Annotated in this window: 26 protein-coding genes and 1 pseudogene; 16 read left to right on the forward strand and 11 right to left on the reverse strand. The window is 63.0% G+C overall.

The genetic code is table 11. The features are described from left to right. Positions 1-70 precede the first annotated feature (70 nt). Positions 71-868 carry a DUF2171 domain-containing protein gene (locus ACZZZM_RS16760; protein WP_463596209.1) on the forward strand — a complete coding sequence of 266 codons (798 nt, stop codon included), beginning with the start codon at positions 71-73 and terminating at the stop codon, positions 866-868. A gap of 88 nt (positions 869-956) precedes the next feature. Here ACZZZM_RS16760 and ACZZZM_RS16765 read toward each other — a convergent pair whose 3' ends face one another. From ACZZZM_RS16765 to ACZZZM_RS16780, 4 genes are all read right to left on the reverse strand, one after another. Further along, positions 957-1,865 carry an alpha/beta fold hydrolase gene (locus tag ACZZZM_RS16765; RefSeq protein ID WP_463596210.1) on the reverse strand — a complete coding sequence of 303 codons (909 nt, stop codon included), beginning with the start codon at positions 1,863-1,865 and terminating at the stop codon, positions 957-959. Positions 1,866-1,996: 131 nt separating this feature from the next. Then, positions 1,997-2,962, reverse strand: coding sequence for an alpha/beta fold hydrolase (locus ACZZZM_RS16770; protein WP_463596211.1), 966 nt, complete (start codon positions 2,960-2,962; stop codon positions 1,997-1,999). Further along, a complete protein-coding gene (locus tag ACZZZM_RS16775) occupies positions 2,959-3,168 on the reverse strand; it encodes a helix-turn-helix transcriptional regulator (RefSeq protein WP_463596212.1) in 210 nt (69 codons plus the stop codon). The genes ACZZZM_RS16770 and ACZZZM_RS16775 overlap by 4 nt, the downstream gene beginning before the upstream one ends. Further along, positions 3,165-3,581 carry a hypothetical protein gene (locus tag ACZZZM_RS16780; RefSeq protein ID WP_463596213.1) on the reverse strand — a complete coding sequence of 139 codons (417 nt, stop codon included), beginning with the start codon at positions 3,579-3,581 and terminating at the stop codon, positions 3,165-3,167. Before ACZZZM_RS16780 ends, ACZZZM_RS16775 begins: the two co-directional genes overlap by 4 nt. 167 nt (positions 3,582-3,748) lie before the next feature. On the opposite strand from ACZZZM_RS16780, the gene ACZZZM_RS16785 reads away from it, so the two are divergent. Continuing rightward, positions 3,749-4,222, forward strand: coding sequence for a hypothetical protein (locus tag ACZZZM_RS16785; RefSeq protein WP_463596214.1), 474 nt, complete (start codon positions 3,749-3,751; stop codon positions 4,220-4,222). Beyond that, positions 4,219-5,007, forward strand: coding sequence for a DUF1828 domain-containing protein (locus ACZZZM_RS16790; protein WP_463596215.1), 789 nt, complete (start codon positions 4,219-4,221; stop codon positions 5,005-5,007). The genes ACZZZM_RS16785 and ACZZZM_RS16790 overlap by 4 nt, the downstream gene beginning before the upstream one ends. Positions 5,008-5,411: 404 nt before the next feature. Here the strand turns inward: ACZZZM_RS16790 and ACZZZM_RS16795 are convergent, their stop codons facing one another. The 4 genes from ACZZZM_RS16795 to ACZZZM_RS16810 all read right to left on the reverse strand — a co-directional run bounded on the left by ACZZZM_RS16795 (position 5,412) and on the right by ACZZZM_RS16810 (position 8,524). After that, positions 5,412-6,371 carry an IS1595 family transposase gene (locus ACZZZM_RS16795; protein WP_463596216.1) on the reverse strand — a complete coding sequence of 320 codons (960 nt, stop codon included), beginning with the start codon at positions 6,369-6,371 and terminating at the stop codon, positions 5,412-5,414. Between the two features lie 146 nt (positions 6,372-6,517). Continuing rightward, positions 6,518-6,868, reverse strand: coding sequence for a VanZ family protein (locus ACZZZM_RS16800; protein WP_463596217.1), 351 nt, complete (start codon positions 6,866-6,868; stop codon positions 6,518-6,520). A gap of 4 nt (positions 6,869-6,872) precedes the next feature. Beyond that, the gene (locus tag ACZZZM_RS16805) at positions 6,873-7,046 is read right to left on the reverse strand and encodes a hypothetical protein (protein WP_463596218.1); all 174 of its coding nucleotides are present in this window, start codon (positions 7,044-7,046) and stop codon (positions 6,873-6,875) included. A gap of 92 nt (positions 7,047-7,138) precedes the next feature. Beyond that, complete coding sequence (locus tag ACZZZM_RS16810; protein WP_463596219.1) at positions 7,139-8,524, reverse strand: UDP-N-acetylmuramate--L-alanine ligase; 1,386 nt, start codon at positions 8,522-8,524, stop codon at positions 7,139-7,141. Positions 8,525-8,564: 40 nt separating this feature from the next. On the opposite strand from ACZZZM_RS16810, the gene ACZZZM_RS16815 reads away from it, so the two are divergent. After that, complete coding sequence (locus ACZZZM_RS16815; RefSeq protein ID WP_463596220.1) at positions 8,565-9,392, forward strand: LD-carboxypeptidase; 828 nt, start codon at positions 8,565-8,567, stop codon at positions 9,390-9,392. 18 nt (positions 9,393-9,410) lie between these two features. Beyond that, the gene (locus ACZZZM_RS16820; RefSeq protein ID WP_463596221.1) at positions 9,411-10,448 is read left to right on the forward strand and encodes a DUF808 domain-containing protein; all 1,038 of its coding nucleotides are present in this window, start codon (positions 9,411-9,413) and stop codon (positions 10,446-10,448) included. Here the strand turns inward: ACZZZM_RS16820 and ACZZZM_RS16825 are convergent. Further along, the gene (locus tag ACZZZM_RS16825) at positions 10,372-11,874 is read right to left on the reverse strand and encodes a DNA methyltransferase (protein ID WP_463596222.1); all 1,503 of its coding nucleotides are present in this window, start codon (positions 11,872-11,874) and stop codon (positions 10,372-10,374) included. The genes ACZZZM_RS16820 and ACZZZM_RS16825 overlap by 77 nt on opposite strands. A 630-nt stretch (positions 11,875-12,504) precedes the next feature. Between ACZZZM_RS16825 and ACZZZM_RS16830 the strand changes: the two genes are divergently transcribed. The 11 genes and pseudogenes from ACZZZM_RS16830 to ACZZZM_RS16880 all read left to right on the forward strand — a co-directional run bounded on the left by ACZZZM_RS16830 (position 12,505) and on the right by ACZZZM_RS16880 (position 24,552). Further along, on the forward strand, positions 12,505-13,605 hold the full coding sequence (locus ACZZZM_RS16830) for a hypothetical protein (RefSeq protein WP_463596223.1): 1,101 nt from the start codon (positions 12,505-12,507) through the stop codon (positions 13,603-13,605). Positions 13,606-13,608: 3 nt separating this feature from the next. Then, a complete protein-coding gene (locus ACZZZM_RS16835; RefSeq protein ID WP_463596224.1) occupies positions 13,609-14,793 on the forward strand; it encodes a hypothetical protein in 1,185 nt (394 codons plus the stop codon). A 16-nt stretch (positions 14,794-14,809) separates the two neighbouring features. After that, positions 14,810-16,162, forward strand: coding sequence for a hypothetical protein (locus ACZZZM_RS16840; RefSeq protein ID WP_463596225.1), 1,353 nt, complete (start codon positions 14,810-14,812; stop codon positions 16,160-16,162). A gap of 116 nt (positions 16,163-16,278) precedes the next feature. Continuing rightward, a complete protein-coding gene (uvrA, locus tag ACZZZM_RS16845; protein WP_463596226.1) occupies positions 16,279-19,206 on the forward strand; it encodes an excinuclease ABC subunit UvrA in 2,928 nt (975 codons plus the stop codon). 268 nt (positions 19,207-19,474) lie between these two features. Continuing rightward, positions 19,475-19,819, forward strand: a complete 345-nt coding sequence (locus ACZZZM_RS16850; RefSeq protein WP_463596227.1) for a hypothetical protein — start codon at positions 19,475-19,477, stop codon at positions 19,817-19,819. Positions 19,820-19,862: 43 nt separating this feature from the next. Continuing rightward, positions 19,863-20,225, forward strand: a pseudogene (locus ACZZZM_RS16855) (excinuclease ABC subunit UvrA); the annotation flags it as partial. A 58-nt stretch (positions 20,226-20,283) separates the two neighbouring features. After that, positions 20,284-21,918 carry an anti-phage dCTP deaminase gene (locus ACZZZM_RS16860; RefSeq protein ID WP_463596228.1) on the forward strand — a complete coding sequence of 545 codons (1,635 nt, stop codon included), beginning with the start codon at positions 20,284-20,286 and terminating at the stop codon, positions 21,916-21,918. Positions 21,919-22,059: 141 nt separating this feature from the next. Beyond that, positions 22,060-22,455, forward strand: a complete 396-nt coding sequence (locus ACZZZM_RS16865; RefSeq protein ID WP_463596229.1) for a cupin domain-containing protein — start codon at positions 22,060-22,062, stop codon at positions 22,453-22,455. 287 nt (positions 22,456-22,742) lie between these two features. Next, positions 22,743-22,946 (forward strand): hypothetical protein, encoded by a 204-nt coding sequence (locus ACZZZM_RS16870; protein WP_463596230.1) that lies wholly within the window; start codon positions 22,743-22,745, stop codon positions 22,944-22,946. After that, a complete protein-coding gene (locus ACZZZM_RS16875; RefSeq protein WP_463596231.1) occupies positions 22,943-24,067 on the forward strand; it encodes a hypothetical protein in 1,125 nt (374 codons plus the stop codon). The genes ACZZZM_RS16870 and ACZZZM_RS16875 overlap by 4 nt, the downstream gene beginning before the upstream one ends. Positions 24,068-24,147: 80 nt before the next feature. Beyond that, positions 24,148-24,552, forward strand: coding sequence for a DUF3597 domain-containing protein (locus tag ACZZZM_RS16880; protein ID WP_463596232.1), 405 nt, complete (start codon positions 24,148-24,150; stop codon positions 24,550-24,552). A 338-nt stretch (positions 24,553-24,890) separates the two neighbouring features. Here ACZZZM_RS16880 and ACZZZM_RS16885 read toward each other — a convergent pair whose 3' ends face one another. Continuing rightward, a complete protein-coding gene (locus tag ACZZZM_RS16885) occupies positions 24,891-25,481 on the reverse strand; it encodes a hypothetical protein (RefSeq protein ID WP_463596233.1) in 591 nt (196 codons plus the stop codon). A gap of 12 nt (positions 25,482-25,493) precedes the next feature. After that, entirely contained in the window at positions 25,494-26,054 is a 561-nt protein-coding gene (locus ACZZZM_RS16890) for a DUF922 domain-containing protein (RefSeq protein ID WP_463596234.1), read from the reverse strand. Positions 26,055-26,208: the final 154 nt, after the last annotated feature.

Consider the following 26,208-nt stretch of genomic DNA (forward strand, 5'->3'; position numbering starts at 1 on the left):
TGGAACCAACATAGGTTTCAGCCGCTTGAATCGGAACGAGCATACCCGCCAGCCGCACGGAGATGGACCCATGGCAGACCGATATTCAGACGATCGCTTCTTCGGCCCCGAGGACCAGTATCAGGTCAGCGGGTCCTCCGATTATCGCACCTCGCGGCATCCGAGCGCGCGGGATTATGCCGCAGCCGGCACGGATCTGGATCGCGGCTCGGACCGATTCCGCAGCCGCGACGAGCACTACAATCAAGGCGATTACCGCCCCCGCGCCGATCGCGACTATCCGCGCGGCCGCGAACAGCAGGGCCGCGACAATCACGACCGCGGCTTCCTCGAGCGCGCGGGCGACGAAGTCCGCTCCTGGTTCGGCGACAGCGAAGCCGAGCAGCGGCGCGAGCGCGACCTGCGCAATCACGATCAGGCCTATGGCGCCTGGCGCCGCGAGCGGATCGACGAACTCGACCGCGACTATGACGAATATCGCCGCGAGCATGCCCAGCGCTTCCACAACGAATTCAGCTCGTGGCGCAGCGAGCGCCAGGGCCAGCGCGACAGCGTCCGCCGCGTCGCCGAGCATATGGAAGTCGTGGGCTCCGACGGCAGCCATGTCGGCACGGTCGACAAGGTCCGCGGCGACCGCATCATCCTGACCAAGAATGACAGCGAGGCCCGCGGCCACCACCATTCGATCCCCTCGCGCTGGGTCGATTCGGTCTCCGACAAGGTGACGCTGCGCAAGACCGCGGACGAAGCCCATGCCGCGTGGAAGGACGAAGAGCGCTCGGGCGCATTTTTCGGCGACGAACGCGACGACCGCAACGATTGGCGCGGCGATCACAATCTCAACCGCAGCTTCCGCGGCACCTATTGACCTTTCTCATTCCTCCCTCGCGCAGCGGGGGAGAAAGAGCTTCAGCTAGGAGCCCCGGGGTTTTCGTGAGCGCCCCGGGGCTCCGCCTTCATTTGCGCGCCAGGAACGCCATCAGCGCAGCGCGGAACGCGTCCGGCTGATCGAGCATGATGAAGTGCGCCGAATCCCCGATCCCGACGAATTCGGCTTGCGCGAGCCCGGCATATTGGCCGCGGAAGAATGCATCCGCGGGCGCCTGGCGCGGATATTCCGCGTTCCAGGCATAAGCGATCGTCGCCGGCGCGCGGATCGCCTTGAGTTCGCCGCGCAGATCGGTGGTCAAATTCTCGTAGAGCGCCTGCGCCACCACTCGCGCGTCCGCCGCCATTGCCCATTCGACTGCCCTTGCCCGCCCCTCGGGCTTGCGCGTCAGCGTCGCGACGTTGGCTTCGGCAGCCGCGCGGCTCGCCGGCTTGCCATAGCCCGCAGCGACGGCATCGCGCATCTGCGCGGCCCGCGGCGCGACCATGTCGACGGTCAGCTGGGTCCCGGGAGGGGCCAGCTGCACGGCGAAGAATGGCAGGGCATCGACCACCATCAGCCGCCCGACCAGATCCGGATGCCGCGCCGCCAGCATCAGCCCGATCAGCCCGCCCATCGAGTGCCCGACCACCGCCGGGCTCTTGAGCTTGCGCGCGGCGATCAGCGTACGGATATCCGCGACCACGCCCTCGATCAGGCCCGGCATGAGATTGCCTCGCGGATCGTCCCCGCCAAAGCCGTTGACCTGCACCAGATAGACGCTGTGTCCCTTGGCCAGCTCAGGCGTAACTGCGTCCCAGGCGGCACGCGGGCTGCCGAGGCCGGGGATCAGGATCACCGGCGCGCCCTTGCCGATCACTTGCACCGAGATGCGATCCATCTGGATCGCCGCGGCGGGAGCAGGCGCGGGTTGCGCGGACGCAAAGGAGGGAACGCTCGCGGCAATCGCGAGCGCGAACAGGATATTACGGATCATTTTGGATTTCCTGAAAAGATTGCGAGCGCGTCGCGCGCTCCTTCGCCGTCATCCCCGCGCGAGCGGGGACCCAAAGCCACGAGCGAAAACTTCCGCCACCCTGGGTTCCCGCTTCGCGGAATGACGAATGCTTACTGGGCGAGGAACGCCATCAGCGCCGCTCGAAACGCCTCGGGCTGGTCGAGCATGATGAAATGCCCGCTATCGCCCACGCCGCGCACATCGAGCTTCGGCGTCCCGGCATATTCGTTGCGGTAAAATCCCAGCACCGCTTCCTCGCCACGCGCCGCGGTCCAGGGCACCAGCACCGTCATCGGCGCCGCGATCCCGCTCAATTGCCCGCGCAGGTCGGTCAGCAGATCCTCGTACATTGCCTGCGCCGAAACCCGCATGTCGGCCTTTGCCGACCAGGCCTTCACCATTTCGCGCGATTCCGGCTTGAGCGCATTGGTGTTGGCGATCGCGCTCAGCATCGCATCGGGCACCGGCTTGCCGTAGAGCCCCGTCATCCGGGTACGGAATATCTCGGCCTGCGGCTTGACGGCCTCCAGGGTCGCACCGGGAAAGAAGGCGGATCCGGCAAACGGCAGCGCATCGACGATCATCGCCTTGCCGACATCGCCGGGATGCGCCTTGGCCAGCATCAGCGTCGCGAGCCCGCCCAGCGAATGGCCGATCACCGCGGGCTTCACCAACTTGCGGTCCACGATAAGCTTGTGGAGATCGGCGACCAATCCGTCGATCACCCCCGGCGCCAGATTGGCACGCGGGTCCTCGCCGGCAAAGCCATTGACCTGCACCAGATAGACCGCATGGCCTTTGGCCAGCTCGGGCGCGACCCCGTCCCACACCGCGCGCGGGCTGGAGAGGCCGGGGATCAGGATTACCGGCGAACCTTTGCCGATCACCTGCACAGAAATATGGTCCATCTGGATCAAATTGGCGGGCGCGGTCTGCGCTGCGGCAGGCCGAACTGCGGCAGGCTGGACAGGAGCGCTGAACCCCGGCGAGCCGTTTGCGGCCCAGATCGCGACAAGGATGGCGTAGAGCGGGAGCCGGCCCTTGCGGCAGGCGGCGTTGCGAAGAATGCGGTTCATAGTGCGGTTTCCTTGGAAGGATTGGTGAAGATGTCCTCGATCGCCATTTCGAACAGGTCGGCGATGCGGAAGGCGAGCGGCAGCGACGGATCGTAGCGGCCGGTCTCGATGGCGTTGACGCTCTGGCGCGAGACTTCGAGCCGCTCGGCCAGGTCCTGCTGGCTCCAGGCGCGCTCGGCGCGCAGCACGCGAAGGCGATTATTCATTCGCCGCCCCCCGCCATGCGCTCACGCAGCACCATCGCGCACTGGGTCAGGCCCATGCCGGCGCACCACAGGATGAAGGCGAAATAGGCCGGCATGTGCGGCAAGACGCCCGCTTCCTCCATGAAGCCCCAGGCCGAAGTGATGCTCAGCATCAGCCCCAGCCCGCCGAGCATCGCCGTGACGAGGCGCGAGCGCAGATACTCGTCCGTCTCCTCGATCAGATAGAGCCCCATCACGCCGATCACGGCGATGATCGGCAGCGCAGGCAGGATCGAGAGAAAGACCAGCGCAATGCCCTGCGGCTCGAAATGCCGCAGCGCCCAGGTCGCGCTGAACAGCGAAACGACATAGGCGGTCATGGTCGGCACGAACCGCTTCAGATAACGCCGCCCCGCAGGAGTATTGGTCTTCATGTAAAGCTCCCTTTCGAATCAGTAAAGGGAGCTTTACGTATCGCGGGAGGGTTTGTCAATGACGCTGGACATTATATACATGACAAAGCACACCGACACGCGTACCCCCTCAGGGGACAGGCCGGCGTTATTTGATCCTTTAGAGCGGGTGCTATACGCCTCGGCGCGTGAAAGCACTTGCCGCCTTGAGGACAGAGAAAGTGCTCGTTAGCGCGGGCGCTTGGCACAGTGGCAATATCACCAAAGCTGAGTTCCCGCTGGCGCACGTCACCAAGCTAAAACTGTCCAAGGCTTGGCAGTGGTCGGTTCACGTAGTTGCGGATGCCGCGCAGGAATATCGCCTGTTAGTGGCATTCGACGCGGGTAAAAGCCAATACTGGGCATGGCTGGGCGCGACATTCGGCGGCGACCAAGCCGTAATTGGGCGTGTGGAATTTCATCATTCGCACGATGGTTGGCACTGCCACTGGAAGACCGGCGCGCTGGTGGACGTTCCACGCGGAGCGGTGAAAGCCGGGGGCTCTAAGGAGCGCCGTCACCAGTGCAGCGGCCCACCTCAGCAAGTCAGCAAAACCGACGCTTTCAAACTCGCTTATAAGCTGTTCAACGTGTCAGCCCCTCCAATGGAGTTTGGCGCATGAAGGAGCAGCTTTGCCATGCATTCTGCGCTCAGCTTCATGTGGAACGCGTGCTTGTGGGGTGGGCGGTGCAAACGCCGTATCGCCTTCCGGACGGCGATCCGGTAGTGTTCTTCATCGTTAACGAGGCAGGCGGCATCGCGCACCTTGAGGATGATGGCGCGACCGTTGGTTTACTGGAAGCGGGAAACGTTTCGCTAGATAAGCGCGGCGCAAGGTACGCAGCCTTCTCGGATCTACTCGCGCAGCATGACGCCTCGTATGACGAGGACGCCGGGGTCATCCGAACCGCAGATGTGCCGGTCGCGGAGATAGCGGACGCGGCGGTGAAATTCACGGCCTTGATGTTGCGCGTGCACGATCTGGCGTTGCTCACGGTGGAACGGGTGAAGCAGTCGTGGCGTGACGATGCCGTGCGCGACCTGCACGCAAAATTCGACGGCGTGGCGAAGGTCGAAGAGAATGTGCCGGTGTCGGCAAAGATGACCGGCATCGAGGCCGACGTGGTTATACGCGCTCCAGACAGGCCCCCGGTAGCCGTGATCCTGGCCACGACGAACGCCAAGGGGTTGACCGCCTTGGTGCTCAAGATGGAGTTGGCGAAGTACCAGAATCAGGACACGCCAGTCATTCTCTTAGTCGAGCGCTCAAAGGACAATCCGCTGGCGGAAGGTACGTACGCCCTCGCCCAATCCCGCCTTGACGGTGTGCACACCTACCGCGGCACCGAAATTGAGGCTATGTCGGCAATCTCCCGCTTCGTGCCGGGACCGGAGACGTTGCAATGACGGTACGCCAGATCAGCGAAGATGATGTACTCCGCCGCATGCTGAGCACCCCGCCAAAGCGCCACGAGCCGCTTACGGAGTCAAGCGAGCCTCGGCGGCGGGGACGGCCAATCAGCCCGCACGGGAAAGAGAACCACACCTAACCTTTGTGATGGTGAGAGCCACAAGGCAGGTTCATGGCTCTTGGCATGTCATACGTCAGCTACGCGTTCCGCCATGATCCCAAGCAAGCCCGTGAAAATACGGCACAACTTGATCGCCTGACCGAGCAAGCGCGGCGGCTACTTGCTCGACCTATCTACCCGCGCGATCGATTTTAATCCTTCATCATCCACGGCGGAAGCATCCAGCGGGAGCCGTAGGCCCCGCCCTTAAACACGCGCTTACGCCCTAGCGCGGGATGCTTAGGCTGCGAAGCCAGCAGTCCGCCGATAGGTCAGGCGCTTACCGGCGATGCCGCGGAGGGCAATGTCGGCGCGCTCGTCATCGGCAACGCCGACTGCAACGCGGTTCGTGTAGCGGAAATCGAACTCGGCAAGATAGCGCTGCAAGTGCTGCGAGCCGCAATGCTGGTAGATGCCGCGCATGCCGCGCTTGAAGATGCCGAAGAAGCCCTCAATCGTGTTCGTGTGGATCGTGGCGTCGGCACGGCGGACATACTCGCCGCGAGCGTGGTCAACGTAGGTGTGCGAAGCGTAGGCCTTGCCGACTGCCTTATACATCTGCGCGCCGTCCGTCATAAGGCGGGCTTCCGGCGCGATATGCTTGGCGAGGATCGGCGCGATCGACGCGGCGCTAAAGTGGCCGGTGAACACGATTGACGTTGCGCGGCCCGTTGCGCGCTCAACGAGCGACAGCACCTTGTTCTTGTTGTGGATCGCCATGCGGCTCTCGCCGGGGACGCGGCCAATGTAGGTTTCGTCCACTTCGACCATGCCGCCGTCGCCGCCCATGGGGGTGTCATCGGTCGAGATCATGGCTTCGCGGATGCGGTGCGCCATGAACCAAGCCGTCTTGTAGGTGACGCCTAGCATGCGGTGCAGCTGGTGGGCCGAAATGCCCTTCTTGCTCGATACAATCAGATGGTTCGCAAGCAGCCACTTGTTCAGCGGAACCTTGCTGTCTGCGAACACGGTCCCAACGGTGACGGTGAACTGCTGGCGGCATGCGTTGCACTGAATGACGCCCTTGCGGATCGAGCCTTCCGGGTTCTTCTTGCTAGGCTTGCCGCGCTGGTCAGGCAGGCGCTTCGCATCGAGGCAGCCACAGTGCGGGCAGACCGGGCCTTCCGGCCAGCGCAGGGCTTCCAGATGCTCGCGGGCGGCGTCTGCGTCGATGAAGCGGGGGGCGGTGATGTTCGTCATGCCCTCTTATGGGCGCGTCACCGCTGCTTTGTCAAGTATATAATGTCCATGACGCTTTCCATAAAGGAAAGCGAGCGCGACGCCGCAGGTCGCGTCCTGAGACGGTGGCTTTCCAAAGGATGTATGCAAGGCATGGACGCCGGCCCTTACGCGGCCGGCCGGAGCCCCAGCCGGCGCAGCCCGAGGACGATCCCGAGCGTGATCAGCACCGCAGCCACGTCCGCTAGCCAGTCCATGAGTTCCGAGGAGCGGTGCAGAGCCGGGATTACCTGCACGACTTCGATCAGCACGCCGAACCCGGCCAGCCAGAGCAGCAAAGCAAGCGGGCGGCCGGCATAAGCCCCACTCCCCAGCACTGTCAGAACGGCAAAGGCCACGATGTGCTGGACCTTGTCGGTGGGAGCCAAGGGCACATTGGGAGGATGCGGCAAAGTCGCCATGACGAAGGCGAACACCAGCGCAAGCCAGAAGGCCGCCACGAACGCACGCCGGATCACGCGGTCAGGCCCGGCTGGCGGTCGTGCCCGATTCGGTTACCCAGCCATGCTGCGTGCGGATCATCGGCTTGCCGCAGCCGCGGCAACGCGATCGAAAGCTCTCGCCATCCTGATGGGCATGCCCGCGGCTGCGCACATGCTTTCCGCGCGCGCAATTGAGCAACTGGACGAGGTTCATTGGCCGCTCCCCCCTAATCGGAGCGTAACCATAATGGTCCTAAATTGCTGGAAAGTCCATGAGCCGGCAACAATCGCGAAACAAACTGCCCGCTAGCGCGCCAATTCTTCCAGCATTCCCGCCGCCAGGAGGCTCAGCGTATCGTCGCGCGCGCCCATTACAACGATGCGGTCACCCCGCTGCGCGGTCGCCGCCAGATGCGCCGCCGCCGCCGCACGGTCGGGGATGTGCATCGCCTGTTTCCCAGTTGCCGTAACGTCCGCGACGATATGCGCGCTGGTCACCTCGCGATTGGCAGTGCCGCCATGATAGACCGGGTCGGGCAAGACGAGCAGATCGTCGGCGCGCAATTTGCTGGCGAACATCGCCACTAGCTCGCTGCGCATCACCTTGAGCGGGCCATAGCCATGCGGCTGAAAAAGCAGCAGCAATCGTCCCGGGAAAGCATGCAGCGTATCGATGGTGGCGGCGATTTTATCGGGATTGTGCCCAAAATCGTCGATCACTGCGACTCGGCCGGCCTCGCCGACCAGTTCGAAGCGCCGCTTGAGCCCCGCAAACCCCTCAATCGCGGCAACCGCATCCGTCAGGGGCACGCCGGCCAGCGTCGCCGCCCCGATCGCCGCCAGCGCGTTAGCGACATTGTGCCGCCCGGGTACGCCCAGATGCACGCGGTGCGTCTCGCCGCGATATTCGAGATCGAAGCCAATTGAATAAGCCTCGGGCGCCAGGTTGCGCGCCGCCAGATCGGCCTCGCCTTCCACGGCAAAGCTGAGCTTGCGCTCCAGCCCCATCGCCAGCGCCGCGCTCTCCGCGTCGCCGACATTGACGACCGTCGTGACTGCCTTGGCCGCGAAAGCGCCAAACAAGTCGCGCAATTCCTCCAGGCTCTTGTGATCGAGGCTGACATTGTTGAGCACGGCGATCCGCGGCGAATAGAGCGCGATCGATCCATCGCTCTCATCGACTTCGCTGACGAACGCCTCACCTTGGCCCACCAACGCACTGGCAAACGGCGCGTCGGGATTGGCGAAGTTCTTCATCACCGCGCCATTCATCACCGTGGGATCGCGCCCGCAGGCATGCAATATCCACCCGATCATCCCGGTCACGGTCGATTTGCCGCTGGTTCCCGCCACTCCGATCCGCATCGGCGCTGCGTTGAACAGGCTGGCAAGCAATTCCGCCCGCGTCATCCGCTCGCATCCCGCCGCTTCCGCCGCGATCATATCGGGCACATCCGCCTCGATTGCCGCCGACGCCACTACGATCTGCCCGCTCGAAACTCCGCTGCCATCCTGCGGAAACAGCGTCACGCCACGCTTTGCAAGATCATCGAACTTGGCGGGCAAGCGCCCCGAATCCAGGCTGCGGTCCGATCCCGATACCTTGGCACCCTGCCCCGCCAGGATCATCGCGAGCGGCATCATTCCCGATCCGCCGATCCCGACGAAGAAGTAAGGTTTGCGATGTTCCATGGCCCCGCGCTATCGCCAGTTTGAAGGGAAGGGGCAAGAGATGCGCATCGGAGTGGTTGCACCAGCACGAACCGTCAGCAGGGAGGGCTCGGCGCGCATGGCTGCGTTCATGGCGCTGACCTATCCGCAGCACGAGATCGTCTTCCACCCACAATGCTATCTCACCGAGGGCCATTTCGCCGGATCCGACGAAGTGCGCGCCGCCGCCTTTCTCGAATATGCCAACGATCCCGCAATCGACGCGATCTGGTTCGCGCGAGGCGGCTATGGCTCGAACCGTATTCTCGAAAGGGTCATGCCCAAGCTCGGACCCGCCGCCAAGACCAAGACCTATATGGGCTATTCGGACATGGGTTTCCTGTTGGGCGCGCTCTATGCCCGGCGGATCGGCTTCCCGTGCCACGCCTCGATGGCGAGCAGCATGGGCAAGAACGATAGCGGCGAGGATGCCGGCTGGGCGCTCGGCTGGCTGATCGACAAGGACAAGAAGGCCCTCGAACCCAGCCTGCTCGACGGCCGCCCCGCCGCCGCCTTCAACCTCTCGATCCTGACCGCGCTGATCGGCACACCTTGGCTCCCCGATCTCACCGATCACGTGCTGATGATCGAGGAAGTCGGCGAGCCGACCTATCGCGTCGATCGCATGCTCTTTACCATCGCGCACGCCACCCAGCTCAAGGGCATTGCGGGGGTTCGCTTGGGCGCGATCAGCGACACCGTCCGCAACGATGTGGATTTCGGCGAGAGCGACGAGTTCATGATCAACCGCTGGTGCCGCGAAATGGGCGTGCCCTATCTCGGACGCGCCGAAATCGGCCATGTGAAGCTGAACCGCGTCGTGCCCTTCGGCGTTAGCGTCCAGGCTTGAGCGTTTAGGGGGAAGTCGATGCCGGGTGGTCTGGTAGCATTGTTGGACGACGTCGCGGCGCTGGCCAAGCTGGCCGCGGCCTCGATCGACGACGTCGCCGCAGCGGCGGGGCGCGCCAGCACCAAGGCCGCGGGCGTGGTGATCGACGATACCGCAGTCACCCCGCGCTACGTCGTCGGCCTCTCGCCCGATCGCGAGCTGCCGATCATCTGGAAGATCGCGGTCGGGTCGCTGCGCAACAAATTGCTGTTCATCCTCCCCGCCGCGCTCGCTCTCAGTTCGCTGGCGCCGTGGGCGCTCACGCCCTTGCTGATGATCGGCGGCAGCTACCTCTGCTTCGAAGCCGCCGAGAAGATCATGGAAGCGCTCACCGGCGTCCACCACGAAGCCGAAGTCGCGGAGATCGTCGATCCCGCCGAATTGGAAGCCCGCCAGGTCGGCGGCGCGATCCGCACCGATTTCATCCTCTCGGCCGAGATCATGGCGATTGCCCTCGCCGATTTGCCCGAGCTTTCGCTGGCAATGCGCGCAGCCGTCTTGGTCGCGGTCGCCGTCGCGATCACCGCAGGCGTCTACGGGGTCGTCGCGGCGATCGTGAAGATGGACGATGTCGGCCTCCATCTCAGCCAGCGCGCCTCGCGCACCGCCCGCGCGGTCGGCCACGGCCTGGTCAAAGCAATGCCCGTGCTGCTCAGCGCGCTCTCCAACATCGGCGTCGCCGCCATGGTCTGGGTCGGCGGCGGGATCATCCTCCACGGCCTCGCGGCGTTCGGCCTCGGCGCCATCCCCCACGCCGTCGACCATTTCGCCGAGACCACCGCGCATGCCGTCCCCTTCGGCCAGGGCCTCATCCAATGGCTGATCGGCGCCTTCGCCTCGGCAGTCGTCGGGCTGGTCGTTGGCGGCGTCATCGTCGGGGTGCTGCACGCGTGGCACGCCCGCAAGGGGGCACGCGACCGACACGCCCACGCACTAGGCGCTACAGCAAGCTCCCCTGCGCCCCCGCCTGGTGCGACACCCGCGTTTCCACTCGCGATGCCTTCTTCACCGGACTGATCAGCGGCGGCAGCTTCGGCTTCCTCCCCGAGAAAAGCTCTTCCAGCGTCACGAACTGCAGCGCCGGAAACCGCCCGAACTCGGTCTCGATCACGGGCTGCGACGCCGCTTCGTCGCGCATCCCCTTGGTCGGCAGCCCCTTCATCACGAACAGCCCGAAGCGATGCTTGTCGCGCTCCATCACCCGGCCCAGATCGCGCACCATATTGGGGTTCACATGGTCCCCGGCCTTGACGCTGATCACCCCCGTCTCGATCCGGCCTTTCGCGGCGAGATAATTGAACCAGCCATCGACGCCCTTGTCGCCACCCTTCTTCTCGCGCGGAAATCCGCCGACCTGCCATGACACCCATTGCTGGAACTGGTGCGGATCCTCCTCCGCCAGCCGCTCCGCGCTCGCCAGATCCTTGGGCACCCCGATCGTCTCGAAGGCGATGCCGGGATAGCCGCTGCGCATCCGATCCTCGATCATCCCGATCGCAATGTGGGTGACATCGATCCCGATCCATTTGCGATCGAGCTTCTGCGCGGCATCGACCGCCGTGCCGCATCCGCAGAAAGGATCGAGGACAACATCGCCCGGATTTGAGGAGGCCGCGATGATCCGCTCGAGCAGTTCGCGGGGCTTCTGGGTAGGATAGCCTAGACGCTCCTGCTCCGAGCCGTGAAGCGGCTGGATGTCGGTCCAGTCATTCTGCAGCGCCACGCCCGGCATCTCGTCAAGGTAACGCTTATATTGCGGGACACGGCCGGGGTTGGTCTGGATTATCCGCCCCGCGTCATGAAGCGCCTGCATTTTCTCTCGCGAATAGCGCCAGTATCGGGTCACGCCGAGAAATTCGTAATGCGGGTTTCGCTTGGCCGGGTTCGAGCCACCCGGTGCGGTAATGTCGCCCAGCCGATAGCGCCTTCCGGTTTCGGGTTCGACATGCCGGTAGAAGGATTGGACGTAGCGCTCTTCATAAGGCGTGTAGAGCCAGTTAAACGTCCACTCCTTCGATTTCGTGTAGAAGAAGATGATATCCCGGACATTACCGAACTGCTTGCGACCCTGGGCTGCGTCATTGTGCGCGCTCTGCCGGCGCCAACTGATCTCCGTCCGAAAATTCTCCGCACCAAACACTGCATCCAGCACCAGCTTCAGATAATGCGAAGCCGTCGGATCGCAGTGCAGGTACAGCGATCCCGTCGGTTTCAGCACGCGGTGCAGTTCCACTAGCCGCACCGCCATCATCGCCAGATACGCCATCAGCGGGTTCTCACCGATCGCCGAGTGCATCGCCTCCATCATTACTTGCAGCTGGCGATTGGTCCCACCCGCAATGTCCAGCAATGCGTTCTTGGAAGCGTCTCCCCAGGTCCAGGTGTCATCGAAGGCCTCAATGCTCGCCTCGCTGCCCGAGCCGCCCGAGGCCTTGAACAACACGTTATATCCAGCGTTAGAATTGAACGGCGGATCAAGATATACGAGGTCTATGCTCGCCGCGCCAATATGCTCGCGCAACACGTCGAGATTGTCGCATAATAGAGTTGGCTCATTATAGCGCGTCCATTCCTGCCCTGAGATGGCGGGAACATTAAGCGCTCAAACCACGAACATGCGCAGAAGCGGATCCGATTTGGAGTAAACTCGCGCCGGCGGGGCTAACGACCTGTAGACACTCGCTGATGCGTGTCTGACGCACCCACGTTGCTGGACGGCGCGCGCACGCAAGATTGAAGATTGCCACGGTTCTCTCGTCCCCCCGAACGTCAATCGATCAGAGTAGAACACGTATACATGCCAATGTTAAGGCGCTTTTGTACCTATTGCACCAATACAGCCGCGCCATCATCGCTATTCGCTAGCTAAAGACGGATTTCTGCCGCCGCCTCCTTGATGCGTTATTTAATATTACTCCAAAACGGATAAATCAAAGCGACGCTAGCGCGCCGCTCAACTTGCCTAGATCTCCCCCACCGGTCAGCTTGGCCCAGGGCTCGAATCACGTTGTCTTCTCGCAACATCGTCCGGGTGCCCCGGTGAAAGCCGGCGTCGCTCTGGGGGAAGCTGCGAATGGAAGATGCGCGGAACGGCAATTCGCTAGGCCAGGGAGCGACGGTGTCGCTGCTCGTGCTGGTCATCGTCCTGTTCGGGCTCGTCGTCGGCTATGGCTGGCTGCGTCTCCTGGCCTCCGCCATGGACCCCAAGATCGCCGGCTTCGTCGCCGCGCTGATCACCGTGATCGCGATCCTGCTGGCGCGGATGATCGGCCGCATCTGGCTCTCGGACCAGGGCCGCGGCAAGCTCCTTTTGCTCTACCCGATCCTGTTCGTCATCAGCGCGCTCGGCACGATCAATGCCGCATTCTATAATTTCGAGGGCGGCTCGGTCCTTCTCCAGGTCATCGACGATACCGAGACCCAGCTCGCATCGCTCGATGCCGCCTCGAAGCGGGCATTGCGCGACGAAGGACCCGCGGCGCAGGCCGCCGCCGAAGTCGAGCGGCTGCTGATCCAGCTGCAGAGCGAGATCATGAACCCGCAAAATTGCGGCGTCGGCCCCGAAGCGCGGCGGATCATCGGATCGATCAACCGCATCCTGCCCCAGTTCCAGGCGCTGTCGAACACACGCGGCGTGCCCGCATGCGATGAAGAGACGCTGCGCCAGCTGTACAAGGTCTATGAGAACAACGCGCTGCGCATGCTCGATATCGATCCCGCGCGGCGTGAGCGCATCGCGGTGCGCACCGCTATTGCCGGACCGGTGGCGCGCGCGATGGAGGAATTGCGCAAGGCCGAAACCCGCCTCGCTACCGGCGGCGGCTTCGGCAATGGCTATACCCAGGCGCAACTGGCGCTGGAAAACGCCTCGACCGTCTACACCGATGCGCGCGAGAAGCTGGCCACCGCCCAGCCTGCCGCGGCGGCCACACTCGCCCCCGCGGTCGATATCAGCCGTTCGCGCGATCTCGGCTCGATCACCACCATGCCCGGCACGCTGGCGTCGCGCCTCGATTACTGGACGACCTGGTTCTATTTCGTGACCGCCGTCCTCTTCGATCTCTTGCTGGTGTTCCTGTTTCTCGAAGGGCTGCGCCAGGCAGTCCCCTCCGCCGCACCGGTTCCGCTCCGGCAGAACGATCCGCAATTCCTTTGGGTCAACGAGGGAGCCTGAACCATGGCCAAAAGGCGCAACTCGCCGAGCCCTGCCGCAACGCCCGGCTATACCAAATCGTCCTTTGCCTTTGGCGCTGGCACTGCGAACGACGCGGCGCCCGCTCCCGATCTGGACGAGGAATATGAGGACGAAGACGAGCCGGCGGAGCATGCGGCCGCCGCAACGCCTCCGCCCGAGCGGGCCGACGAAGCGCGGCTAGGCTCGCTGGCCGATCATCTCGAACGCACTGGCCGCCACCCGGTCGTCATCTTCGGCATCGGCTCTGCGGGAAAGACCACGCTGCTGATGTCGCTCGTCCAGGCGATCAACCGCAGCAATGAGGTCAATATCTTTCTCGGCGAGCAGATCCTCCCCGAGGAAGATCCGCGTGCCGAGCAATCGCACGAGCAGGCAATCACCTTCTTCGAGCATGACGCCCAGGCCTTTGCGCTGGGCGAGCCGGTGCCGCCGACCCGCCTAGACGATCCCTATTTCATCCCCGTCGATATCGTCCACAAGCGCAACGGCCGCGTCGTCCGTCTGGCTCTGCTGGAAGGCAAGGGCGAATGGTATGCCCCCATCACCGGGGTCAAAAAGGGCAGCATGTTCCAGAAGTTCAAGCGGGACCTGGCGGATCTGCTCGAACTCTATGGCGAAAGCATCACCGTGTTATGGGTCGCGCCCTATGCCATCGGCGCCGGCAAGAAGCGCGACACCCGCAACAGCGATCTGGGCCTCACCGGCGCGATCAACAATTATCGCAAGCATCGCACTGCGATCTCGCAGGATTATCATCTGTTCCTGCTCAACAAATGGGATTGCTACGCCCCGCCGTTGCAGGACGACCCGCAGTTCAGCGTCGTCACCGAGACGCTGGTCGATGGTCTGATCGGCGAACTCTACCCCAATTCCTGGCCCAATTACGAAGCGCTGTCGCTCCAGACCGTCGGCCGTCGCTTCTTCATGCAATATGCGTCGGGGCACATCGTCGGCGATCAGGTGCGCGTGCCGCCGCAGCGCCACCGGTCGGCATTCGATCGCTATCCCCGCACCGTATGGAACTGGCTTTACGGCAACGCCACCCAGACCGAAGTCGGCGCCGCCGGCGCACGCACCCGCGAAACGCTGTTCCCCGACGTGCTGCCGCGCCCCGCCCGCGCCGAGCCGTTCTGGACGAAGCTGTCGCGCTGGATCCTGGCGCGCTGATCGGGGCCTTCGGCGCATGATCACGACCTGCCTGATCGGCACTGATACCCAGGTCAGGGTCCGGCCTTTGTGGACACGCGACAGCTTGCAGGGCGAATTCGTGGCGCAACTCAACGGCTGGGCCGACCTGACCGAGCTGGTCCTTCCGCCTGGGGGCGAAGCGCTCAAGATTGCGCGTTACAGCTATCAGGACGAGATTTTCACTTGGATCGGAATCTACCGTCACGCCCAAGCTTTCAATTCAGACCGCAGGAGCAACTTTATCGGCGCGGGCATCCTGTTGCGCGCTTCCCTGGTCGATCCCGCGGCGGCCCTCGAATATCTGGTCCAGGTGTTTGGGGCCTTCCGCGAGAAATTCGTCCCCGATGATCGGCAGACTGTCGGGCTGCTCGATATCGATCCGGCGAGCATCGCAATCCCGCAAAGCGCCCGCTTGCTGAGTGATTCGATACAGGCCCTTCCCGCGGGCGGCCTGACTGCTGCCGGCAAGTCTCGTGTCGGCAGCGGACTGATCTTCATCGAGGGCAAGGACGTCGACGATGCGCTCGCCGCCCGGTATCTCGAATGGGCGCAAAAGGGCTGGCAATTCCAGAAATACCACACGCTGATTATCGGCGCCCAACCTGCCAAAATGCTGATGACCAAGGCAAAAGTGGTCAGGCCGCAGGAAGTCGGCACATGGCAACCGCCCGCGCCCCCGCCTCCCCCGAAGCGCCCGCCCGCGCAAAAGCGGAAATCGGCGTCGAGTGCCAAGGGAGGCGGCCCCAGTTTTTCGGCCCAGCCGCAATCGTTGGCGCTGGATTTTCCGCCCGAGCGACCGGACCGGTTCTGGTTGGGGGTTACCGCCGGGATCATCGCGGCGGCGTGCATCGGCGCGGCAATTTGGGGCCTCTACATTGCGCAGCTCTGGGTGAACCGCGTGCCCGTTCCCCAGTCCACGACGGATCTCGAACCAATTACGGAGACCACGCCCGAGGCTAACCCTCCGGTCCCTTCCGCGACGAGCCATGATTTGAACGGTGCTCTCGCTACCACCGAATCCTTCTTCAAACAGCTCTGCGCAACCGGTGTTCCGCAGGGCACATGGTCGCGTGCCACGGCATCAGACTACATCACCACATTCGCCGACACGTACAGCCCCCTATGCCCGCTTACGGTCACGGTCGGCGCCGCGCAGGAGCGGGTCATCGAAGACGAGGGCAATGGCAAGGTACTCATCGCCGACGTCAAGCTGACCGCGGCCGGCGGTACCGTTGGTCGGCCCTGGAAAGCATCTGGCACCGTCGTGTTGCGCACTATGCTCAATTCCGCTGACCAGCCGCAGTCGTGGAAGATATTCTCGGTCACCTTCGATACGCCCGTACCATAGGGTCCCGCGAATTCATCTCTGTTCTGAACCGCTTGTCGCGCGCGCCGTTGATACCCATCTGGGCGCCTTCGCCGGGCGCTTGCAAGCCGCGAACAAATCTGGAACAGAATTACCGCATGGCACTCACCACCATTTCCGTCCGCGGCGCGCGCGAGCATAATCTCAAGGGCGTGGACATCGACATCCCGCGCGATACGCTGACGGTCATCACAGGCCTTTCGGGCTCGGGCAAATCCTCGCTCGCCTTCGATACCATCTATGCCGAGGGCCAGCGCCGCTATGTCGAGAGCCTGTCGGCCTATGCCCGCCAGTTCCTCGAGCTGATGCAGAAGCCCGATGTCGATCATATCGAGGGCCTCTCGCCTGCAATCTCGATCGAACAGAAGACCACTTCGCGCAACCCGCGCTCGACGGTCGCGACGGTCACCGAAATCTACGATTATATGCGGCTCCTCTGGGCCCGTGTCGGAATTCCCTATTCGCCCGTCACCGGGCTCCCCATTGCCGCGCAGACCGTCAGCCAGATGGTTGATCGCGTCCTGACCCTCCCCGAGGGCACCCGTCTGCTCCTCCTCGCCCCCGTCGTCCGCGGCCGTAAGGGCGAGTATCGCAAGGAGCTGCAGGAGTGGCAGAAGGCCGGCTTCCAGCGCGTCCGCATCGATGGCGAGATGTATCTGATCGAGGACGCCCCCGCGCTCGACAAGAAGTACAAGCATGACATCGAAGTCGTCGTCGACCGCCTCGTGGTCGGCGGCGAAATCGGCACGCGCCTCGCGGAAAGCTTCGAGCAGGCGCTCAAGCTCGCCGAGGGCCTCGCTTATGTCGATCTGGTCGACACCGTCGCTCCCGGCCGCGAGAACGAAGCGACTGATGCCGGCGCGATGAAGAATGCCGGCATCCCCGCCAACCGCATCGTCTTCTCCGAAAAATTCGCCTGCCCCGTATCCGGCTTCACCATCGCCGAGATCGAGCCGCGCCTTTTCTCGTTCAACGCCCCCCAGGGCGCCTGCCCCGCTTGTGACGGCCTCGGCGAAAAGCTCGTGTTCGACGAAGACCTCGTCGTCCCCAATCACGAACTGACCATCAAGAAGGGCGCAATCGTGCCCTGGGCCAAGTCCAATCCGCCCAGCCCCTATTACATGCAGGTGCTCGGCAGCCTCGCCCGCGAGTTCGGCTTCAGCCTCGATACCGCGTGGAAGGACCTCCCCGCGGAAGTCCATTACACCATCCTCCACGGCACCCGCGGCAAGCCGGTCACGCTGACCTTCGTCGACGGCCGCAAGTCGTACGACGTCAAGAAACCCTTTGAAGGCGTGATCGGCAATCTCAACCGCCGCATGCTCTCCACCGAAAGCGCGTGGATGCGCGAGGAGCTCAGCAAATACCAAAGCTCGCAGCATTGCGAGACCTGCCACGGCGCCCGCCTCAAGCCCGAGGCGCTGGCGGTCAAGATCGCCGGCGAAAGCATCAGCCACGCCACGCACCTCTCGGTGGTCGACGCCCTCGCCTGGTTCCAGAAGCTTCCCGCCACCCTCACCGATCAGCAGCGCGAGATCGCCCGCGCGATCCTCAAGGAGATCGACGAGCGGCTCGGCTTCCTCAACAATGTCGGCTTGGATTACCTCAACCTCGACCGCACCAGCGGCACGCTCTCCGGCGGCGAATCCCAGCGCATCCGCCTCGCATCGCAGATCGGCTCGGGCCTCTCGGGGGTGCTCTACGTCCTAGACGAGCCCAGCATCGGCCTCCACCAGCGCGACAACGACATGCTGCTAAAGACGCTCCGCCGTCTGCGCGATCTCGGCAACACCGTCCTGGTCGTCGAGCATGACGAAGACGCGATCCGCACCGCCGATTACGTCATCGATATGGGCCCCGGCGCCGGCGTCCATGGCGGCGAGATCGTCGCGCAGGGCACGTTCGAGCAAGTCCTCGCCAACAAGAACAGCATCACCGCCGACTATCTCGCCGGCCGCCGCTCGGTCCCGCTCCCGGACAAGCGCCGCAAGGGCAATGGCAAGAAGCTCACCGTCCACAACGCCACCGCCAACAACCTCACCGGCGTCACCGCCAGCATCCCCCTCGGCACCTTCACTTGCATCACCGGCGTCTCGGGCTCGGGCAAGTCGAGCTTCACCATCGACACGCTCTATGCCGCCGCCGCGCGCAGCCTCAACGGCGCCCGCATCCTCGCCGGCAAGCACGACAAGGTCACCGGCCTCGAATATCTCGACAAGGTCATCGACATCGATCAGTCGCCGATCGGCCGCACCCCGCGCAGCAACCCCGCCACCTATACCGGCGCCTTCACCCAGATCCGCGACTGGTTCGCCGGCCTCCCCGAGAGCCAGGCGCGCGGCTACAAGCCCGGCCGCTTCAGCTTCAACGTCAAGGGCGGCCGCTGCGAGGCATGCACCGGAGACGGCCTGCTCAAGATCGAGATGCACTTCCTCCCCGACGTCTACGTCACCTGCGACGTCTGCCACGGCCAGCGCTACAATCGCGAAACGCTCGAAGTGAAGTTCAAGGGCAAGTCCATCGCCGACGTGCTCGACATGAACGTCGAGGACGCCTTCGAATTCTTCAAGGCCGTCCCCCCGATCCGCGACAAGATGGCGATGCTGGCGGAAGTCGGCCTGGGCTATGTCAAGGTCGGCCAGCAGGCCACCACGCTGTCGGGCGGCGAAGCCCAGCGCGTAAAGCTCGCCAAGGAACTCGCCCGCCGCGCCACCGGCCAGACGCTCTACATCCTCGACGAGCCCACCACCGGCCTCCATTTCGAGGACGTCCGCAAGCTCCTCGAAGTGCTCCACGCACTGGTGGAGCAGGGCAACACCGTGGTGGTGATCGAGCACAATCTCGACGTCATCAAGACCGCGGACTGGGTGCTCGATCTCGGCCCCGAAGGCGGCGTCAAGGGCGGCGAGATCGTGGCGCAGGGCACGCCGGAGCAAGTCGCCAAGGAGCCGCGCAGCTTCACCGGCAAATACCTCGCGCCCCTGCTGGAGCGGAAGAAGGTGCGCGAGGCGGTAGCGGCGGAGTAATCTCCTTCTCCCTCTCCCCTTCAGGGGAGCTGCGGGCCGATGATGCCCCCCGCGTCACCTGAACAGCGCGGGGCGCTGTTCACCCGCAACTGGCCAGGGAGCGGGGCACTCTCCCCAAGCGACTCCGCCAATAGCTCCGGGTCCCCGCTTCCGCGGGGATGATGGCAATGCGAACTCCCCCGCCTAACCCCCTGTTCTAATTGTTTCCCCCGCGTTACGGTCCCCCCCACGCGCCGGTATCTCGCCGGCGTCGAGGGGGATCACCCACATGAAGAACATTGCACGCATCGCCGCAGTCGCGGTCCTGTTCGCCTGCGCACCGGCCGGGGCCCAGGACGGCAACGACTGGAAGTTCCAGCTCGTAAACCGCAGCGGCACCGCCGTCTCGGCTTTCTACACGATCAAGCGCGACGGCAAGTGGAGCACCAACTGGATCAAGTCCCAGATCGCCCCGCAGCGCACCTTCAACATGAGCTTCTTCGACGCCAAGGACGAACGCTGCGAAGTCCGCACCCGCATCGTCTTCACCGATGGCAGCGAATTCGACACGGCGGTCGATTATTGCGGCATCACCAAGGTGATCGTGAACGACGAGACGATGTTCTCGGAGTGAGTGCGCGCGGCCCGGCGGCGGCCTTCAAGGCTGCTGCCGGTCTGGCGAAGCCCAGCGCGTAAAGCTCGCCAAGGAACTTGCCCGCCGCGCCACCGGCCAGACGCTCTACATCCTCGACGAGCCCACCACCGGGCTCCACTTCGAGGACGTCCGCAAGCTCCTCGAAGTGCTCCACGCACTGGTCGAGCAGGGCAACACCGTGATGGTGATCGAGCATAATCTCGACGTCATCAAGACCGCAGACTGGGTGCTCGATCTGGGGCCGGAGGGCGGCGTGAAGGACGGCGAGATCGTCGCGGAAGGCACGCTCGAGCAAGTGGCGAAGGAGCCGCGAAGCTTCACCGGGCGCTATCTGGCGCCGTTGTTGGAGCGGAAGGGCGCGAAGGAGGCGGTGGCGGCGGAGTGAACTAGGGATAGACTCCAGATGCGTAACAGGTATCTTTCGGTAATTAAGAAGGATACCTATGCCTGTAACGCCATCCAGCATTAGCTACCCTGAACTTGTGTTTGGTATAGCTGGCCCAATCGGAATAGATATCGACGCGATAATTAGAGCTCTCCGTGACGAACTGTCCGCTGTGGGCTACGCCAGCGCAACGATCAAAATTACCGATGAGATTTCAGATATCCACTCCTCGGAAGACAAGCCGATGGTGGATTCCTTTTATAATTTAATGCGTTATAAAATGGCGCACGCGAGTGCAATCTGCCGAGAGAAAGAAGATGTTGCGTATCTCATGCGGCTCGCAATCCGAGCAATACAGCGAGAGCGGGAAGCGCTTTCAGACGACGATAGACCAGCCGGAAATCCGGATGACGGTGAAGAAAGCGTAACATCTGTCCCTATTGAACATGATGATGTGGCGTTTCATCGGTTACTTGGTGACCGAAAAATCTCGTTTCGTTGTGCGTATATTATTCGTCAGATTAAGCGCCCTCAAGAAGTTGAGCTACTTCGGTTCGTATATGGAAAGCAATTTATATTGCTTTCTGGCTACGGCACCCAAGGAGATCGTCAAAAAATTCTAGAAGAAAAGATTAGGCTCAATAGCGTTGGAGACCATAGACGCTCTCGAGAGTCGTATCTCGCTAGTCAGTTAATGGAACAAGATGCGAGTGAAGATGAAGATGAATTTGGGCAGCACCTTCGTGATGCGTTTCATTTAGCTGACGTCGTGGTAGATGGCGTAGATGTTCAAAAGATGCGTACCAATATAAATAGATTTATTAATGCCTTCTTTGGCCTAAATGAGATAGCACCATCAAAAGCAGAGCATGGAATGTTTGCCGCCTTTGCGGCATCATTGCGATCAAGCGATCTATCTCGACAAGTGGGTGCTGCGATATTTTCACCTGAAGGTGAGGTTATAGCAGAAGGCTGCAATGAAGTGCCGAAAGCTTTTGGAGGCACATATTGGGACGGCGAGATGCCCGACTACCGTGATATAAAGCTTGGTCGAGACTCGAACGATATTCTTAAAATCGACGTTCTACGTGATCTAATTCAGCGCATGAAGCAGAACGGGTTACTTTCTGACAAGGCGTCTAAAGCCGGTTCAGTGAATCAGATTGTGAATTTTCTTGTTGGCAGAGGAGATGCTTCGGAGGAATTTAAAGAGGTTCGCGGATCTTTAAAAAATGCTAAAATCCTTGATCTTACAGAATATGGTCGAGTAGTTCATGCTGAAATGAACGCAATTTGCGATTCAGCACGCAACGGAACCGCAGTGTCGGGTAGCATTCTTTATACAACCACGTTCCCTTGTCACAACTGTACAAAACACATCATTGCAGCTGGTATTAAGGAAGTGGTTTTTCTAGAGCCATATCCGAAAAGCAAAGCGAAGGAGCTTCACGATAACGAAGTCGAGATTGAGGGAGAAAGTACTACAAAAGTACTCTTTAACTTTTTTTCTGGGATTACACCAAATCGATACGATATAATTTTCAGTAAGAGTAAGCGTAAAAAAGAAGGCGTGGCGGTCCGATGGCAGCAAGGTGGCCCGATCCCCATGATAGTTGTTAAAGAGCCGTCTTATATTCTTTTGGAAGACTTGGTCATAGAAAGCTTGGCTGGAGCCCCTTCGGCTGGTGATTAATGCGCTAACCGTAGTGGAGGTCTATCCCGCCGCGGCAAAGCCGCGTCGTCGAACGGCGCTCGCAGCGCCGCCGGCCGGGCTTGCCCACGCTTTGCGTGGTGCTGGATTTAGTGAGTACTAAATCCTAGCATCCGCTGCGCCATGCCCCACCTCCCCACAAACCCCGCCCATCTCGGCCGCAACGCGACCGCCACCGTCGAGCCCGCGATGACCGATGAAAGCTGGTACGCCGCCTACGCCACCCGCCACGCCGCCGACGGCATCGAGGGGCGCCTCGTCTCCCAATATGATTTCGCCGAAAGCTGGACGATGTGGGAGGTCCACCCCCATGGCGCCGAGATGGTGATCTGCACCGCGGGCGAAATCACCCTCCACCAGGAGCACGCCGACGGCACCACAAACACCGTCACCCTCGCCCCCGGCGATTACGCGATCAACCCGCCCGGCTGTTGGCACACGGCCGACGTTCCCGCGGGCGTCACCGCCACTGCGATCTTCATCACCCCCGGCGAAGGCACCGATCACCGGCCGCGGTGACCGCCTGCCGGGATTCCGCGCAGGTTCAACTGGCCACTCCGCGCTTTCTGCGCCTCTGCGTGAAACCACCTTCTTCGCGTCTTTGCGGAACCATCTGGCCCCGCCGCGGCAAAGCCGCGTCGTCGGTCGGCGCTCGTAGCGCCGCCGGCCGTGCGCGCCTAATGCGCTTGCGATTAGCTTGCGCTAATCGCTTTGCCGGCGCGCAGAACACACCCAGAACAAAACGCTGTCCTACACCCCAAAACATCTATAACTGGATCGTCCTCTTCTCATATCCGGAGGACAAGATGCCAAACCAAGCGCCCCCGCGGCTCTCCCGCGGCCCCGCCGAAAACCCCTTCAACTATCCCGAAGGCGCGCATGCCGCGTGGCAATCGCATCTCGATGCCGGCCGCCTCGCGCCGCCCACCCCCGCCCCGCCCGAGACCATCGCCAATCGCGAAGCGACTGCGCGCCTCTTCGCCCGCATTGCAAAGGGAGCCGCGCAATGAGCGTTCCCGCGGAGATCTTTCCCCCCGCCCCCGCTGGCGCCTCCGCGCACGGCGATCACGCCCTCCCCACTGTCTCGCAGCGCCATGACGGCTGGACCGCGGATCGCCAGCGCATTTTCCTCCAGGCCCTGTCCGAAGGCGAAAGCGTCACCAATGCGTGCAGGCTTGTCGGGCTCACCATCCAGTCCGCCTACAGCTTCCGCCGCGCCGCGCGCGGGGCCAGCTTCGCGATCGGCTGGCAGGCGGCGCAATTGCTGTGCCGCGAGAAGCTCGCCGACGATCTGCTCGATCGTGCGCTCAACGGCAGCGAGCATATCCATTTCCACGCCAATGGCGACGAAACCCGCTATATCCGGCACGACAATCATTTGGCCGTGAAAGTCCTCGCCCGGCAGGATCGCCTCGCCAATCGCGCGCATAAGGAAACCACCCATGCCGCCGCGCGGCTGGTCGCGGGCGAGTTCGAGCAATATCTCGAGTTGATCGGGCGCGATGGCGGCCCGGCGCGCGCGGGCCTGTTCCTCGGCACGCGGCTGGGCGCCGAAGAGGCGGGCGAGGACGATCTCGCCCCGGTCCGCACGCTCGCCCGCGCCGATCGCTGGCTGCGCACGCACACCGATCTCGCCGATCCGCTTGCCACTGCCGATCTCGATCCCGCCCGGCGTGCGGGCTGGACCGCCGAGCAATGGGCGCGCGCCGAAGCCGCCGGTCTCCTCCAGCTCGCGCCGCCGCCCGCGCCCGAGGCCGAAAACACCCCCGAAGTTTATAAACTTCCTCAAGAGATTGAGGACGCCGGCAACGCCAGCGAGCCGGTCTGGTGGGATGATTCCGAGGAGAAATTCCATACCAGCTTCCCGCCGCCGCCGCACTTTTGCGGGGAGGAGTGGGGGCGCTACGGCGATGAGGATTATGAGCGCGAGCTGGGTCCCGAAGAGGAGGAAGTGCTCGCGGCGCAAGAGCGCGCCCGCGCCGACGAGAAGCGCGCGATCGACGAACCCGAGCGCGTCGCCTGGTTCGGCCTCGCTGCGGCCGATCCCGAGCCGGCGCAGAAGCGCGCGCGCCGCGCCCGGCCCGAGGCAGAGGCGGAGGAGGAGGCAGAGGCAGAGGCTGGCGGTCCCTGAGTTTGCGAGAACCTCCCCGCCCCCTCACGCGTTCAGCCGCCAACGCCCGCGCATTCCGCGCCCGGTTCCAGGAGCAACGCATGAGCATTTTCGGCAAGATCAAGGACGCCATTTTCGGTCACAAGGCCGCCGCCCAGCCCGCGCCCACGCCTGCCCCCGCCGCGACGCCCACTGCGCCGACTCCGCAGAACCAGCAGGCCGCCGCCGCGCCCACCTCTGCCGAGCCCGTCGATGTCGAGCGCGTGCTCACCGAAAAGCTCGCCGCCAAGGGCAATCCCGACCTCAACTGGCGGACGTCGATCGTCGATCTGATGAAGCTGCTCGATCTGGATTCGAGCCTCGACAACCGCAAAGAGCTCGCCACCGAACTCGGTTATAGCGGCGCCAAGGACGGTTCGGCGGAGATGAACCTGTGGCTCCACAACGCGGTGATGCTCGAGCTGGTCAATAACGGCGCCAAGGTCCCCGCCAAGCTGGCGGATTGAGGGCGCGCTCAGCGGGGGAGGAAGGGTCGGGTTGAATTAATTAACCTCGACCCCATATCAGGGCCGGGCAATGCTCGCCGAAATGGCGGCTTCCGAATGCGGAACGCGCATTGCCCTGGCCCTCTTCCCCTGCACCTCTGCCCGCTTTGCGGCGGGTTTCCGTGCATCCGGATGGGCTTTCTCAACCAAGTAAAACAGGAAAACGAATTGAATTTCTTCGACCAAGTACACGAAACGCAGATTTCACGACCCTACCGCCAACCGCGCATCGCGAGCGGCACGATACCCCTCCACCGCCGCTTGTTCCCCGTGGACGAGTCGCGGCACGAGACCCGGCGCTAGGCGAGATCCTCGCCTACGCCGACTACCATCAGCAATAGTATCAGCACGGCGAGCATCGCCACGTTCCATTTGCGCGATTTCACTTTCAGCAGCGCGGCGAACAGCACCAGCATCGAAAATCCCGCGCCCATCACCACCAGATCCACGTTGTTGAGCTCCACTTCCGGAGTGGGCGCCATGATCTCCAGCGTGATCTGACCGATCCAGCTCCCGACATTGGCCAGCAGCAGCCCTCCGACCACCATCCGGTTCTGCTTGTCGTACCAGTCATTGAAATCGGGCCATTGCTCGGGCTCGTCGGGAAAGATCAGCGTCGCGGCCAGATAATAGACGCCGACGATCGCGAGCACGAAGACCAGGGTCAGGTAATTGGCGCCAAGCTGTTCGCGCGCTTCCCAGGCCATCAGCCAGAAGCTGGTCAGGTCGAGCATCACGAAGATGCCCAGCAAGGGCGTCAGCCACCCGATCTTGATCGGCCGCGTCCCCCGCTTGAGCTTCAGCGCCCGCGAAAACCCGCTTAACACTTCCGCCACCGCCAGCCCAAGCAGCAGCCCGAACACCGCAAAGACTAGGTCGAACGGAGACACGCTATCGCCGCCTCAGAAGGCGCCAGACACCCGCTTGGACTTGGCTCGCAGCGCCGCGACTTCATTGCCCACCGCGGCAATGCCCTTCGCGCTCGCGTCATTGGCCTTGGCGCAGCTAACCGTGCTGATCCCCCGCGCCACATCGGGGGCATGATCCGCCGCATAGCGAACGAACTGCCCCTCATAGGTGGCGAGCGAATTGACGAATGCCGCCCAGTCCTTGAGCAGCTTTTCGTCTTGCCCTTCGGCCGGCACCAGCCGCGGCAGGCTCACTTCAGCGGAAAACTTCGCCTCCGGATCCGCCACCCGGCACCCTGTCGATCCGGTCTCGGTCGCCCAGCTGGTCTCGATCTTCCAGGTGCTCAGCACGTCGTAACGCTGCGAAGAATCGCCGGGCACCGCTGGGCGCGCCGCCTTTTTCGACTTGCGGATCTGGTCGGGCGTGGTCCCGGTCACGTCATACCATTTGACGGTGACCCCCGAGATGGCGGCAAGCGCGGCGGGGGTTTCGGGACTGGTCTGCGCCGCGACGGGCGATGCCAGCAGCAGGGCTGCGAGGGTCAATCGGATCATCGCCGGGTTGTGCCGCACTCCGCCGTGGCGGGCAAGCACATGGCTCAATTTGCTTTTTCGGCCGCCAGCGCCCATATGCCTGCTTGCTACAGTCGCATATCGACGGTCTTCGGCGCTTTGCGGCTCCTTCTTCCTTCCTTCCCTGCCCCTCGCA

The organism is Sphingomonas sp. AC522, assembly GCF_979258125.1.